This window comes from Bacillus sp. RO2, assembly GCF_012911845.1.
In the GTDB taxonomy this organism is placed as follows: domain Bacteria; phylum Bacillota; class Bacilli; order Bacillales; family Bacillaceae_I; genus Sutcliffiella_A.
Genome location: NZ_JAAXCU010000043.1, coordinates 83,661 through 96,865 on the forward strand (window position 1 = coordinate 83,661; position 13,205 = coordinate 96,865).

Sequence of the window (13,205 nt, forward strand, 5' to 3'; positions counted from 1 at the left end):
ATTGGTAATAATTGTGTATAATAGACAATAGCACTTTTGGAAACCAACCTCGCCTTGAAGGGAGAACTATATGGAAAAGTTAAAAATTCTTGGTGGTAACAAGTTAAATGGAACCGTACGCGTAAGTGGAGCGAAAAATAGTGCAGTGGCCTTGATCCCTGCAACCATTCTAGCGGACACACCCGTCACAATCGAAGGGTTACCGCAAATATCAGATGTAGAGATCTTAAGCAGCTTGCTTGAGGAAATTGGCGGAAGCGTATCGCTAGAGGGAGAAGACCTAACGGTGGATCCTTCCAAAATGATCGCCATGCCTCTACCAAGCGGTAAAGTAAAAAAGCTTCGTGCATCCTATTATTTAATGGGAGCTATGCTTGGCCGTTTCAAAAAAGCAGTTGTAGGATTGCCTGGTGGCTGTCATTTGGGACCAAGACCTATTGATCAGCACATCAAAGGCTTTGAAGCGCTTGGAGCAGAAGTAACTAATGAGCAAGGTGCCATCTACCTGCGCGCAGAAGAGTTAAGAGGGGCACGCATTTACCTTGACGTGGTAAGTGTCGGCGCAACCATTAACATCATGCTTGCTGCAGTGAAAGCAAAAGGCAGAACGATCATCGAAAATGCGGCAAAAGAGCCGGAAATTATCGATGTAGCGACCCTTTTAAGCAGCATGGGAGCAAAAATTAAAGGTGCAGGGACAGATGTCATCCGTATCGATGGCGTGGAGAGCCTTCATGGGTGCAAACACACCATCATTCCTGACCGAATCGAAGCAGGTACATACATGATCATGGCTGCTGCAACAGGCGGAGAAATGATCATCGACAATGTCATCCCGACTCACTTGGAGCCCCTTATCGCAAAGCTCCGTGAAATGGGCGTGCGCATCGATATCAACAATGACCAAGATCAAGTACTTGTCGTTCCTGGCGAAAAACTGAAAGCTGTCGACGTAAAAACCCTTGTCCATCCCGGGTTCCCGACTGACCTACAGCAGCCAATGACAACCCTTTTAACAAAAGCAGAGGGTACGAGCATCGTAACAGATACCATCTATTCAGCCCGATTCAAGCACGTCGATGAACTTCGTCGCATGAACGGACAGATTAAAGTAGAAGGTCGCTCTGCTATTATCAACGGACCGGTTCAGCTCCAAGGTGCTAAAGTAAAAGCAAGCGACTTGCGTGCAGGAGCAGCGCTTGTCATCGCTGGCCTACTAGCTGACGGCTTGACAGAAGTTACAGGTCTTGAACACATCGACCGTGGCTACAGTCACCTTGAAGAAAAGCTAGAAGGACTAGGAGCCACAATCTGGCGCGAAAAATTAACAGAAGAAGAAATCGAACAGATGCAAAATTCATAAATAAAAAAAGAAGGAATTCGCTAAGAATACAGCGGGTTCCTTCTTTTTTGTAGATACCGCTTTCAAATACCGACAAATGTGATATACTATTAACGAAAAGTATAGCATAATGCCTTGGGTTGCACAGGCAACCTGTTGGCCTACCATAAAAAAACTAGATTCGTAGAATGCCAAAGGAGTGGAAGGTATGGAAAGAAGTTTATCCATGGAATTAATTCGAGTAACAGAAGCGGCGGCGTTATCTTCAGCGCGCTGGATGGGGCGCGGAGATAAAGACAGCGCGGACGGCGCGGCAACTTCCGCCATGCGCGATGTGTTTGATACAGTCCCGATGAAGGGGACAGTTGTTATCGGAGAAGGGGAAATGGACGAAGCGCCGATGCTCTATATCGGTGAAAAGCTAGGCACAGGCTACGGGCCGCGTGTGGACGTAGCGGTTGATCCACTTGAAGGGACAAGCATCGTAGCATCCGGCGGATGGAATGCGCTGGCGGTACTTGCCATCGCTGATCACGGAAATCTTCTACATGCTCCTGACATGTATATGGACAAAATAGCCGTCGGTCCAGCAGCCGTCGGAAAAATAGATATCAATGCATCTGTTACAGACAACCTGAGAGCGGTGGCAGAAGCCAAAAATAAAGATATCGAAGACGTAGTGGCGGTTATTCTTAATAGACCGCGTCATGAAAAAATTATCGCGGAACTACGCGAAGCTGGTGCCCGTATCAAGTTAATAGACGACGGAGATGTTGCCGCAGCCATCAACACGGCGTTTGACCACACGGGTGTAGATATCCTATTCGGTTCCGGTGGTGCACCAGAAGGAGTAATCGCAGCAGTCGCATTGAAATGCCTTGGAGGCGAAATACAAGGGAAGCTCCTTCCGCAAAATGAAGAAGAGATGATCCGCTGCCGTAAAATGGGCATTGAGGACATCAACGCCGTACTAAGAATGGAAGACCTTGTACGCGGTGATGACGCCATCTTCGCCGCAACAGGAGTAACCGACGGAGAGTTACTGCGAGGCGTGCAATTCAAAGGCACCAACGCCACCACCCACTCCGTTGTCATGCGTGCAAAATCCGGCACTGTCCGCTTCATCGACGGCCAACACAACATTAAGAAAAAACCAAATTTGGTATTCAAGCCTTAAAATAAGGGAAGTTAATTCAGATTCCCCCTGTTGATTGGAGTGCAAGGTGTGAGACTCCTGAGGGGGAGAAACGGTAGATTGAGATCCCACAACGAAGCGAGGCCATTGAAAAACTAATAACGTAAGTTTCTAATAATTCCTAGCTGTTGATTGGAGCAAAAGGCGAAGACTCCTGAGTGAGATAGCGCTAGGTGGAGACCCCGCAGGCTTGCCGAGGAGGCTCCAGCAGCGCCCCTAGGAAAGCGAACACCTGGAACGCAAATCAACAGGGAGTCAAAACTAAACCATAACCGTAAATGGAACCTTCCCATTTACGGTTTTCCTATATACCAACGTCAAAAAACCCGCACACCTTCCGAATATTGTAATAGACAACCAGTCCCATTCGACACAAATAGGGGAAATGCAAGAATATTCCCCAGAAAATAAAGCCAATACTCAAAGCTTGTCTACAGAAAATAGTTGCTTAAAAGACCATTTTGTGGGTAAAATAAACAATACTACGAGTATTTATGCAAAATCTACCTTATATCTTCCTAGCGATTCTTCTACAATTTCTTCATAAGGAGAGTTTATCCCACAAACACGAGGGAAACGTCCTCACTTCCATTTCATCATCCTAAAAAAAGTGCAGCGACTAGTAATATATTTCCCATCCTTCGAACTTAATTCGACTTGAATCAGTGTTGGAAGACAAACAAACATTTATCCTTGGATCATAAACGAACTAAACAATTAAACGAATAGAGTGGTGTTTTCTTTTTATGGATTTAACTATTTCTCACTTAGAAACTTTAAAATTAAAAGAACTGTATGAATTTGCCCGTCAGCATAAAGTGTCTTACTACAGCAAACTGACAAAAAAAGAACTTATTTTTGCTATTTTAAAAGCACAGGCCGAAAAAGACGGTCTATTGTTCATGGAAGGGGTACTGGAGGTCATCCAATCGGAAGGCTTTGGTTTCCTGCGTCCGATCAACTATTCTCCAAGCTCAGAGGATATCTATATTTCCGCTTCCCAAATCCGTCGTTTTGACTTAAGAAATGGAGACAAGGTTTCTGGTAAAGTGCGCCCTCCAAAAGAGAATGAGCGTTACTACGGGCTCCTACATGTAGAAGCGGTCAATGGTGACGACCCAGAATCTGCAAAAGAGCGTGTCCATTTCCCAGCATTGACGCCTTTATATCCAGATCGTCAAATTGTTCTTGAAACAAAGCCTAAAGGTCTTTCTACACGCATTATGGACTTAATTGCACCTGTAGGATTTGGACAGCGTGGCCTTATCGTTGCTCCACCTAAAGCGGGTAAAACGATGTTAATCAAGGAAATTGCCAACAGCATCACGACGAATCACCCAGAAGCTGAACTGATCGTCCTTCTGATTGACGAGCGTCCAGAGGAAGTAACCGATATTGAGCGTTCCGTTGCTGGAGACGTTGTAAGCTCCACATTTGATGAAGTACCTGAAAACCACATCAAAGTAGCAGAGCTAGTTCTAGAGCGTGCCTTGCGCCTTGTAGAGCACAAGCGTGACGTTATTATCCTAATGGATAGTATTACTCGTTTAGCGCGTGCATATAACCTGGTAATCCCGCCAAGTGGACGTACACTTTCCGGTGGTATTGACCCTGCGGCATTCCACCGTCCGAAGCGTTTCTTCGGTGCTGCGCGTAACATTGAAGAGGGTGGAAGCTTGACAATCCTAGCGACCGCTCTTGTTGACACGGGTTCCCGTATGGATGACGTCATCTATGAGGAATTCAAAGGTACAGGTAACATGGAGCTTCACCTTGACCGTCAACTTGCAGAACGCCGTATTTTCCCGGCCATCGACATCCGTCGCTCTGGTACGCGTAAAGAAGAGCTGCTTATCCCGAAAGACCATCTGGACAAGCTATGGGCTATCCGCAAAACGATGTCCGACTCTCCAGACTTTGCAGAAAAACTATTGCGTAGACTTCGCCAATCCAAAACAAACCAGGAATTCTTCGAAATGCTCGAAGAAGACCAAAAAGCGGGAACGGCAAAACGCTAACCATATAAAACACATGCGCACCTTGCTTCGTCAGGGTGCGTTTTTTGGATTTAAGACCTTTAGCTGTTGATTGGAGCACTGGGCGAAGACTCCGGCGGAAGGTAGCGGTAGACTTGAGATCCCGCAGCGCAGCGAGGAGGCTCAAGCACTGTCCCGCGGAAAGCGAAGCCCAGTGTGGAAATCCACAGCGGTGGTTATATAGGCCATTTCATACAAGGAAAACATTGGTTGCAATCCTTTGAATATATCTCCAAAAGTAATCTTGCAAAACGTGTCATTAGTTGATATAATTTCATCAGTGTGTTTTTAAGATAAGTGATGGCGGCCATGAGGCTGGTATCATTTGAATGATAACTCTGTTTCGAAAGACTCAGGGCGAAAAGGAGATGACAAGAATGAAAGCTGGAATTCATCCGGATTACCGTAAAGTTGTATTCATGGACATCAACACTAGTTTCAAATTCATCACAGGTTCTACGATGAAAACAAACGAAACTATTGAATGGGAAGACGGTACTACTTACCCTCTAATCAAAGTTGAGATCTCTTCTGATTCTCACCCATTCTACACTGGACGTCAGAAGCATGCTGCTGCTGATGGACGTGTTGAGCGTTTCAACAAAAAATACGGCCTTAAGTAATAAAGTAAAACAGGCAGGTTATCCTATATCTTGCCTGTTTTTTTACTTCTATTTACATAAACTAGTGCTTAGAAGTCGTTTTTTGGACGGTGCTGCTAAGCACTTTTTATACGTAAAATTATTAAAAAGGAGAGGCCGTATATGTATGTAATGAAGCATTCCGGTTGGGTGGAAGCGATTTGTGGCAGCATGTTTTCGGGTAAGTCCGAAGAGCTGATTCGCCGCATGAGACGTTCCCAATTTGCCAAACAGGAAATTCAAGTATTTAAGCCAGCCATCGATAATCGTTATAGTGATGAAGCGGTTGTTTCCCACAACGGAACCTCGATCATAGCGTTGCCTGTTCCGACTTCTCAATCGATTCTAGATAAGGTGCTACCTGAGACAGAAGTTGTCGGTATCGATGAAGTGCAATTTTTCGATGATCAAATCGTAGAAGTGGTGCAGGAGTTGGCAAACAGAGGCTATTGTGTGATTGTAGCTGGACTAGATCAGGACTTTCGCGGGGAGCCGTTCGGTAAAATGCCGGAGCTTTTGGCGATTGCTGAATCCGTAACAAAGCTGCAAGCGGTATGTGCTGTCTGTGGATCCCCTGCGAGCCGTACGCAACGTTTAATCAATGGAGAACCGGCTTGCTACGATGACCCAATAATTTTAGTGGGCGCTTCGGAATCATACGAACCTCGCTGTCGTCATCATCATGAAGTTCCTCACAAAGTGTCTGTGCTGCAAGAAATGAAAAAATAAATATTTCCTAAATTTAGTCGGTAGATAAAAGAAGAAAGAGGATACGCTAAGAAACAGGAGGTGTTTGCATGAAACATGCAGTCCTGTTATTGGTGATATGCTCTTTTTTTATTAGTGGATGCAGTGGCGAACAACGCTTCGGTGCGGACGAGGATTTTGACGGAGAAAGATTGATTGGTGTAAAAAATGATGAGCAAGACGGCTTCTATAAGCGAGACCTCGACACAGAAGACTACAACACCAACCAAAATCCAAACTTCCTCGATCTATCGGAAAATCGTCCTGACTACGGGGACGACGAAAATAAATTTGCCGAAGTGATTGAACTGAACAGTGACCTCAAACCTGGCCCAGTCTATATTACCGGTGACACGGCAAGAGTCACTGCCTATGCGCCAAGCGGCATTTCAAAAGAAGAAAAGAAACGTGTGCAAAGAAAACTCAAAGAGAAATTCTTAGAAGTCACTCCCCGCTACCACGTACATCTCACAATTAAAGAAAGATAAGCAGGGCTCGTTCTGATATTCAGGACGGGTTTTCTTTTTGATGGCAGCCAGGTTATGTTGATTTTGACGCACCACCTAACCTATACTATAATTAGAATGTTGTAGATATAAAATAATTGCAGATTTTTCTGTATACATTTATAGAGGTGAATGCACGTGTTTGATCGTTTGCAGGCAGTAGAAATGCGTTACGAGAAATTGACGGAGCTTTTGAGTGATCCGGAAGTCATCAGCGATACGAAAAAATTGCGCGAGTACTCGAAGGAGCAGTCTGATATTCAGGAGACTGTGGAAGCGTACCGTGAATACAAGGCTGTTAAAGAGCAATTGGATGATGCGAAAGCGATGCTTGAGGATAAATTGGATGCCGATATGCGCGAGATGGTAAAAGAAGAGATTTCTGAGTTGGAAGAGCAACAGGAAAACTTGGCGGACCGCCTACATATTCTTCTTTTACCGAAGGACCCGAACGACGACAAAAACGTTATCATGGAAATCCGCGGTGCAGCAGGTGGAGATGAGGCAGCGCTGTTTGCAGGCGATCTATACCGCATGTACAGCCGATATGCTGAGGCTCAAGGCTGGAAAACAGAAGTGATGGAAGCTGCGTCTACGGGCGTTGGCGGCTACAAGGAAATCATCTTTATGATTACAGGTAAGGGTGCATATTCCAAGCTTAAATTTGAAAATGGTGCCCACCGCGTGCAACGTGTTCCTGAGACGGAATCAGGCGGACGTATCCATACTTCAACAGCGACGGTAGCGGTGTTGCCTGAAGCGGAAGAGGTTGAAATTGAGATTCATGACAAGGATATCCGTGTAGATACATTTGCATCTAGCGGTCCAGGTGGACAATCAGTAAATACGACGATGTCCGCTGTTCGTTTAACGCATATCCCGACAAACACAGTTGTTTCCTGTCAGGACGAGAAGTCTCAGATCAAAAATAAAGAAAAAGCGATGAAAGTTCTTCGTGCCCGAGTGTACGATAAGTTCCAACGTGAAGTACAAGCTGAATATGACGCGAACCGTAAGCAGGCGGTAGGTACAGGTGACCGCTCTGAGCGCATTCGTACGTACAACTTCCCGCAAAATCGTGTTACCGACCACCGCATCGGCCTGACCATTCAAAAACTTGACCAGATCCTTCAAGGAAAGCTTCAAGAAGTCATTGATGCTTTGATCATGGAAGACCAAGCGCTAAGAATGGAACAGATGGAAAAATGATGAAGGCCATGAAGGTGTACGAAGCCCTGAACTGGGCTTCTTCTTTTTTAAAAAAGAACGATCGCGACGAAAATGCGGGAGAATTGTTGTTGCGACACCATATGAAATTGGATCGTGCCCAGCTTTTTAGTAGAATGCAAGAAATGATGCCGATGGACATGCAAAGCTCCTTCATTTTCAACGTGCATAAACATGTTGCTGGAATTCCAGTGCAGTACCTGATGGGAAAAGAAGAATTCTACGGCCGCAGCTTTTTTGTCAGTGAAGAGGTGTTGATTCCAAGACCTGAGACAGAAGAATTGGTGGTTGGCGTATTAGATCGTGTGAAAAAGCATTTTAGAGACAGTTCGGGTTCGACTGATAAAAAATGGAGCGTTGTAGACGTAGGAACAGGCAGCGGTGCGATTGCAATTACGCTTGCTTTGGAAAATAGCCATCTAAACGTGCATGCTACTGATATCGCCGGTGAATCACTGGAAGTGGCGATGGATAATGCAGAAGCATTGGGCGCGGATGTGGAGTTCCTCCAAGGTGACTTATTGCTTCCATTCATCGAGCAAGATATAAAAGTGGATGTGGTCGTCTCCAATCCTCCGTATATTCCGCAAAAGGAGTATGAAGGATTGTCCACGGTAGTAAAAGATTTTGAGCCGTATCGTGCATTGGTTGGCGGTATTTCCGGTTTGGAATTTTATGAGCGATTCATGGACGAGCTTCCGAAAGTGCTGAAGGAACGGGCCATTGTAGCGTTTGAAGTAGGCATGGGACAAGGAGAAGCCGTAAAAGAGTTGTTGGAAAAGACATTTCCTCAAGGTGCTGTGGAGGTAGTTTTGGACATCAATGGTAAAGATCGGATGGTTTTTGCTCTAATTGGATGATGTTTCGTTATGTTTCGTTATAAAAAGGAGGAGGGAGCTGCACCTTGCTTGCTTCAGTGGATTTGGGCAAGGTGTTACTGGTTTTCGGTTGATGGAAGGAGTGAAGGTTCTTTTAAGCGGCCTAAATCACGCTTCCATAATGGCTCCGTCTTCCTGTTGAGGTCTGGCGAGTGTCAGGCCTCTATTTGTTTTTTCTTCCACAAATTTCACAAACGCTTGGCGGATTTCTTCCTTCTTTTCCGCGGTGCACAGATTGATCAATTGGGACAGGTTCGAATCATAAGAAATGGTGCGATGATAATGATGGTAAAATGCTTTACCTGTCATCCAGCGCCCACCTACCAAAATTTCAAACACGATAGGAATACTGATGTGATTGAATGCACTCTTCATTTCTCCGATGCGGAATGCCTCAATATTACAAGTAAACGATCTCATAAAGCCTATCTCCCTTTCATTAAAAATACAAAACTTAAAGTAACCCGTCCTATTTACATACCCTTACCCCTCAAAGCTCAAACCCCAAAACTAGCAAACTACCAAAACGAAGGTTAGTGTGGGGTTCGACGTGGAGAAAGAAAAACCTTTAGGGGTCTGACCCCATATTTTTCGACAAACACACAAGACCCTCACTGCATGGCGCGTTCGACAGGAGGGGGGGATCTCCTGCAAGGGTCTGACCCCTTTTTTAATTTTTTTCTCTCTATTTTTTTGCATTTTAGTAGTTTAGGATTTTTGTTTTTTGCCTAGACTGTTTGCTAGAGGGGAGTTGGGGGAAATGTTGAAGAAAAATAAAATTACTTTATATATAGTGTTACTTTTCGTGGGGGCGTATCTTTCGCTTTTGGGAGAGCAGGCGACGGCTGGTGCGAATGTAAAGAATGGTGCGATGGTGATTCCGGATGAAGCGATTAGACTTCGCATTCTAGCAAATAGCGATAGTGAACAGGATCAAGAACTAAAAAGAAAAATTCGCGATCGAGTGAATGAGGAAATTACGGTTTGGGTGGAAGGATTGACTTCCATGGAAAATGCTCGAGAAGTGATTACTGGTAACATGGATCAAATCGAAAAAATCGTAGAAGAGGTAATGGCAGAAGAAGACGTTGTTCAAACTTATAATGTAGATTTTGGCAGAGTGGATTTTCCAACGAAAATGTACGGAAAGTTCATCTATCCTGCAGGAGATTATGAAGCAATTCTAATTACACTTGGGGAAGGTACCGGAGCGAATTGGTGGTGCGTGTTGTTCCCGCCACTGTGCTTCCTGGATTTTTCAAACGGAGAAGCAACGGCAAGTCCTTTTGAGGAAGAGGAAATGAAAGTGGCCGGCGAAACGGCAGAAGTCACTGCGACAACGGCAAAGGCGGACACTAAAACGAACACACAGGACTTTCTAGTAAATGAAGAACCGGAAGAAGTGGAAGTGGAATTCTTCCTAGTAGAGATTCTATCATCCCTATGGAATAAAATTACGGCTTAAGGTTCTACTTTTTCATCTCTCTCAATAGAGTAGTATTAGAAAACTACTAGATGAGGTGAAATTAATGAAAGTATTACGATCAGCCACGCAAGATGACCTTTGGGCTTTGCAAGTATTTTTAAGAAGAGCAAATATAACTATCGTGGATTTGGAAGATAAGATAGAGGATTTTATCATTCTTGAAGAGGAGAATGATGGGATTTGTGGGACCATTGGAATAGAAGAGTATGGAAATGCAGGGCTTTTGCGCTCACTTGTGATTGGTCCGGCTGTCAAGCAGTTTCAACTGTTGCAAATGTTTGAGCATACCCAGCAGCATGCCAGAAAAAAAGGACTGGAGCAGCTCTACTTAGTTACCAACAAAAATAACTTCATTCAATTTTTCGAACTGCTAAACTTTTATCCACAACCTATTCACACCGCACCGCAAACCATGCTCGCATCCGACTTCTTCCAAGAAATCACTCAACAAGAAGGATGCACACTTATGGTGTGTGAGTTAAGGGGTCAGACCCTTTAGCAGTGAGGTAACGCATTAACGCACGGAGGGTCAGACCCCTTAGCAGTGAGCTAACGCATTAACGCGGAGCGGGTCAGACCCCTTATCACTTAGCTAACGCATTAACGCACAGCGGGTCAGACCCCCTTTACCCCTTTATTGCTTTTCAATCCACATTACCCACAGAGTTATCCACGGTTTGGTGAGGCTTTATCCACAGTTTGTGGATAAGGCTTGTGTTATTTGTGAAAGTTCTTTATACTTTCAGGTGAAATGCTTACATATTAACATGTTAATAGATTGTAGAATGAGGGATAGTAAATGGAAACGAAATTATGGGCTGTGGATAAAGAAGAACCGTTAATAAACAGTTATCCACAGATTATGGAAGCGGCCAGCTTGTTGAAAGAAAATGAAGTGGTGGCTTTCCCGACGGAGACGGTATATGGTCTTGGAGCCAATGCCTTGTCAGATCAGGCTGTATTGAAGATTTTTGAAGCAAAGGGACGTCCTAGTGACAACCCGCTTATTGTGCATATATCGAAATTAGAACAACTAAAAAACCTTGTGGATAACGTACCAGAAGCTGCCCGAAATTTAATGGATGCTTTTTGGCCAGGACCGCTTACATTGGTTCTTCCAAAGAAGGAGGGAGTTTCACAATATGTGACGGCTGGACTTGAAACACTTGCTGTCCGTATGCCGGATCATGCGGTGGCGCGCGCGTTGATGGAAGTTTCGGAACTTCCGCTTGCAGCACCGAGCGCGAATTTATCTGGGAAACCCAGTCCTACTACTGCAAAGCATGTGGAGGAAGATTTAATCCACAGGATCGCCGGAATTGTGGATGGAGGGGCAACGGGTGTTGGGCTTGAGTCAACCGTTGTGGATTGCACGACGGAGGTCCCAGTAATCCTAAGGCCGGGTGGTGTCACGAAGGAAGACCTGGAGAAAGTGGTAGGTAAAGTGGACGTAGACCCTGCTTTATTTTCGCAAGAGGAGCAGCATAAACCTAAGTCGCCTGGGATGAAATACACGCACTATGCGCCTGTTGCGCCGGTGTATCTGGTCGAGGGAAGTGAAAGTTTCTTGCAGCAAACGATCACAGATGCTCAACGAAAAGGACAAAAGGTAGGGGTCCTCGCAACAGAAGAGACCATCGCACAAATAAAAACTAGAGAAATTACCGCCATTTCCTGCGGTACAAAAAAAGATCTTACCACCGTGGCGAGCCAATTGTACGATGGGCTTCGGGCGTTTAATGCAACAGAGGTGGACGTGATTTTTAGCGAGACTTTCCCAAGAACCGGAGTGGGCGCGGCAATTATGAACCGACTGGAAAAAGCCGCTGGACATAAGTTAATAAAAGAATAATCTAAAGGGCCTCTGTAACCACGGGGTCCTTTTTTGTTCCAATTTTCCTTCTATTCCCGAAGGCTTGTGCATATCTTGAAGTAGACAAGTCCTAAGGGGAGGCAGAGCATGGGGATTACGTTTGGGGAATTCATGACACTATTATTAATGGCGATTGCGCTCGGGATGGATGCTTTTTCCGTTGGGCTTGGGATGGGCATGATAAAGCTGAGATTGCGACAGATCTTTTACATAGGGGTTACCATTGGAATTTTTCATATTTTCATGCCGCTTGGAGGAATGGCGGTGGGCAAAGTGCTGTCAGAGGAATTTGGCTCAATTGCGACGCTTATTGGAGGACTACTCCTTGTGTTGCTTGGCCTGCAGATGATGTTTTCTTCTTTTAAAGAAGAGGACGGGCCTATGATTTCTCCGGTTGGAGCGGGTTTGTTCGTTTTTGCGCTGAGTGTGAGTTTGGATAGTTTTTCAGTGGGACTTAGCCTGGGGATTTACGGGGCGAGAACCTTGCTAACCATTTTGCTTTTTGGAGCGGTGAGCATGTTGTTGACGTGGATGGGGCTCATTTTCGGCAGAAAGTTGCAGGGGTGGCTTGGGTCCTACAGCGAAGCGCTTGGTGGCAGTATTTTACTGGGGTTTGGCATTAAGTTATTGTTTTTTGTGTGAAAAAAAAAAGGCCTGTAGTGGGTCTTTTTTTATTTTATCCTCTTTAAATGTCATTGGTTATGCCGACATAAATAGAGAGAGGGCCTTTATGACTATTTCTTCTTCCTTTTCGTTTATAATAAAAGGAAAAGGAGGAATCAGAAAATGAATGTCTTATTTGTGTGTACGGGAAATACGTGTCGTAGTCCGATGGCTGCTGCGATCTTGGCAGGTCGTGGCATAAAAGATGTCGAGGTTAAATCGGCTGGTGTATTTGCGATGCCAGGTAGTAAAGCTTCCAGTCAGGCGCAGGAAGTGTTAAAAGAAAAGGGATTGCCGGCTGAACATCAGTCTTCCCAGGTGTCGGATGAGTTGATTGAGTGGGCGGATTACATTTTCACCATGACAGCCCAGCATAAAATGTTGCTGGAAAACAGCTATCCAAACAGCTTGGGGAAAACATATACCTTAAAGGGATTTGCTGAGCAAAGTGGAGAAGTAATGGATCCATACGGTGGTTCGGTTGAGACGTATCGCGCGACATTCGAAGAGCTTCAAAACGTCATAGAGTCCATAGTAGAAAAAATAAAATAGCACTCATGCAGGCTACCATATGAGAGAGAGATCTCTGTGCGGACCATGCATGGAGGAGG

Annotated in this window: 14 protein-coding genes; 13 read left to right on the plus strand and 1 reads right to left on the minus strand. The window is 45.0% G+C overall.

Annotation, left to right across the window (positions count from 1 at the left end):
* The first annotated feature begins 70 nt into the window (after positions 1–70).
* From HF078_RS12110 to prmC, 8 genes are all read left to right on the plus strand, one after another.
* Entirely contained in the window at positions 71–1,363 is a 1,293-nt protein-coding gene (locus tag HF078_RS12110; RefSeq protein ID WP_169291394.1) for a UDP-N-acetylglucosamine 1-carboxyvinyltransferase, read from the plus strand.
* A gap of 187 nt (positions 1,364–1,550) precedes the next feature.
* The gene (gene glpX / locus HF078_RS12115; RefSeq protein WP_169291395.1) at positions 1,551–2,519 is read left to right on the plus strand and encodes a class II fructose-bisphosphatase; all 969 of its coding nucleotides are present in this window, start codon (positions 1,551–1,553) and stop codon (positions 2,517–2,519) included.
* 764 nt (positions 2,520–3,283) lie between these two features.
* A complete protein-coding gene (gene rho, locus HF078_RS12120) occupies positions 3,284–4,555 on the plus strand; it encodes a transcription termination factor Rho (RefSeq protein WP_060664634.1) in 1,272 nt (423 codons plus the stop codon).
* Between the two features lie 395 nt (positions 4,556–4,950).
* Entirely contained in the window at positions 4,951–5,196 is a 246-nt protein-coding gene (locus tag HF078_RS12125) for a type B 50S ribosomal protein L31 (RefSeq protein WP_010200435.1), read from the plus strand.
* A 141-nt stretch (positions 5,197–5,337) separates the two neighbouring features.
* Positions 5,338–5,943, plus strand: coding sequence for a thymidine kinase (locus tag HF078_RS12130; RefSeq protein ID WP_060664633.1), 606 nt, complete (start codon positions 5,338–5,340; stop codon positions 5,941–5,943).
* A gap of 68 nt (positions 5,944–6,011) precedes the next feature.
* A complete protein-coding gene (locus HF078_RS12135) occupies positions 6,012–6,449 on the plus strand; it encodes a hypothetical protein (RefSeq protein ID WP_169291396.1) in 438 nt (145 codons plus the stop codon).
* 156 nt (positions 6,450–6,605) lie between these two features.
* Positions 6,606–7,676 carry a peptide chain release factor 1 gene (gene prfA / locus HF078_RS12140; RefSeq protein WP_169291397.1) on the plus strand — a complete coding sequence of 357 codons (1,071 nt, stop codon included), beginning with the start codon at positions 6,606–6,608 and terminating at the stop codon, positions 7,674–7,676.
* 8 nt (positions 7,677–7,684) lie between these two features.
* A complete protein-coding gene (gene prmC / locus HF078_RS12145) occupies positions 7,685–8,554 on the plus strand; it encodes a peptide chain release factor N(5)-glutamine methyltransferase (RefSeq protein ID WP_169291480.1) in 870 nt (289 codons plus the stop codon).
* A gap of 126 nt (positions 8,555–8,680) precedes the next feature.
* Here prmC and HF078_RS12150 read toward each other — a convergent pair whose 3' ends face one another.
* A complete protein-coding gene (locus tag HF078_RS12150) occupies positions 8,681–8,992 on the minus strand; it encodes a hypothetical protein (RefSeq protein ID WP_148987205.1) in 312 nt (103 codons plus the stop codon).
* Positions 8,993–9,332: 340 nt separating this feature from the next.
* Between HF078_RS12150 and spoIIR the strand changes: the two genes are divergently transcribed.
* The 5 genes from spoIIR to HF078_RS12175 all read left to right on the plus strand — a co-directional run bounded on the left by spoIIR (position 9,333) and on the right by HF078_RS12175 (position 13,146).
* Complete coding sequence (gene spoIIR, locus HF078_RS12155; RefSeq protein ID WP_169291398.1) at positions 9,333–10,037, plus strand: stage II sporulation protein R; 705 nt, start codon at positions 9,333–9,335, stop codon at positions 10,035–10,037.
* Positions 10,038–10,101: 64 nt separating this feature from the next.
* The gene (locus HF078_RS12160) at positions 10,102–10,557 is read left to right on the plus strand and encodes a GNAT family N-acetyltransferase (RefSeq protein WP_169291399.1); all 456 of its coding nucleotides are present in this window, start codon (positions 10,102–10,104) and stop codon (positions 10,555–10,557) included.
* A gap of 300 nt (positions 10,558–10,857) precedes the next feature.
* The gene (locus HF078_RS12165) at positions 10,858–11,910 is read left to right on the plus strand and encodes an L-threonylcarbamoyladenylate synthase (RefSeq protein WP_169291400.1); all 1,053 of its coding nucleotides are present in this window, start codon (positions 10,858–10,860) and stop codon (positions 11,908–11,910) included.
* A gap of 108 nt (positions 11,911–12,018) precedes the next feature.
* Positions 12,019–12,573 carry a manganese efflux pump MntP gene (locus HF078_RS12170; RefSeq protein WP_148987209.1) on the plus strand — a complete coding sequence of 185 codons (555 nt, stop codon included), beginning with the start codon at positions 12,019–12,021 and terminating at the stop codon, positions 12,571–12,573.
* Positions 12,574–12,717: 144 nt separating this feature from the next.
* Entirely contained in the window at positions 12,718–13,146 is a 429-nt protein-coding gene (locus HF078_RS12175; protein ID WP_169291401.1) for a low molecular weight protein arginine phosphatase, read from the plus strand.
* The last annotated feature ends 59 nt before the right edge of the window (positions 13,147–13,205 follow it).

Coding starts and splice junctions, on each gene's coding strand:
- HF078_RS12110 (WP_169291394.1), top strand. CDS start 71: ATGGAAAAGTTAAAAATTCTTGGTGGTAACAAGTTAAATGGAACCGTA.
- glpX (WP_169291395.1), top strand. CDS start 1,551: ATGGAAAGAAGTTTATCCATGGAATTAATTCGAGTAACAGAAGCGGCG.
- rho (WP_060664634.1), top strand. CDS start 3,284: ATGGATTTAACTATTTCTCACTTAGAAACTTTAAAATTAAAAGAACTG.
- HF078_RS12125 (WP_010200435.1), top strand. CDS start 4,951: ATGAAAGCTGGAATTCATCCGGATTACCGTAAAGTTGTATTCATGGAC.
- HF078_RS12130 (WP_060664633.1), top strand. CDS start 5,338: ATGTATGTAATGAAGCATTCCGGTTGGGTGGAAGCGATTTGTGGCAGC.
- HF078_RS12135 (WP_169291396.1), top strand. CDS start 6,012: ATGAAACATGCAGTCCTGTTATTGGTGATATGCTCTTTTTTTATTAGT.
- prmC (WP_169291480.1), top strand. CDS start 7,685: ATGAAGGTGTACGAAGCCCTGAACTGGGCTTCTTCTTTTTTAAAAAAG.
- HF078_RS12150 (WP_148987205.1), bottom strand. CDS start 8,992: ATGAGATCGTTTACTTGTAATATTGAGGCATTCCGCATCGGAGAAATG.
- spoIIR (WP_169291398.1), top strand. CDS start 9,333: ATGTTGAAGAAAAATAAAATTACTTTATATATAGTGTTACTTTTCGTG.
- HF078_RS12160 (WP_169291399.1), top strand. CDS start 10,102: ATGAAAGTATTACGATCAGCCACGCAAGATGACCTTTGGGCTTTGCAA.
- HF078_RS12165 (WP_169291400.1), top strand. CDS start 10,858: ATGGAAACGAAATTATGGGCTGTGGATAAAGAAGAACCGTTAATAAAC.
- HF078_RS12170 (WP_148987209.1), top strand. CDS start 12,019: ATGGGGATTACGTTTGGGGAATTCATGACACTATTATTAATGGCGATT.
- HF078_RS12175 (WP_169291401.1), top strand. CDS start 12,718: ATGAATGTCTTATTTGTGTGTACGGGAAATACGTGTCGTAGTCCGATG.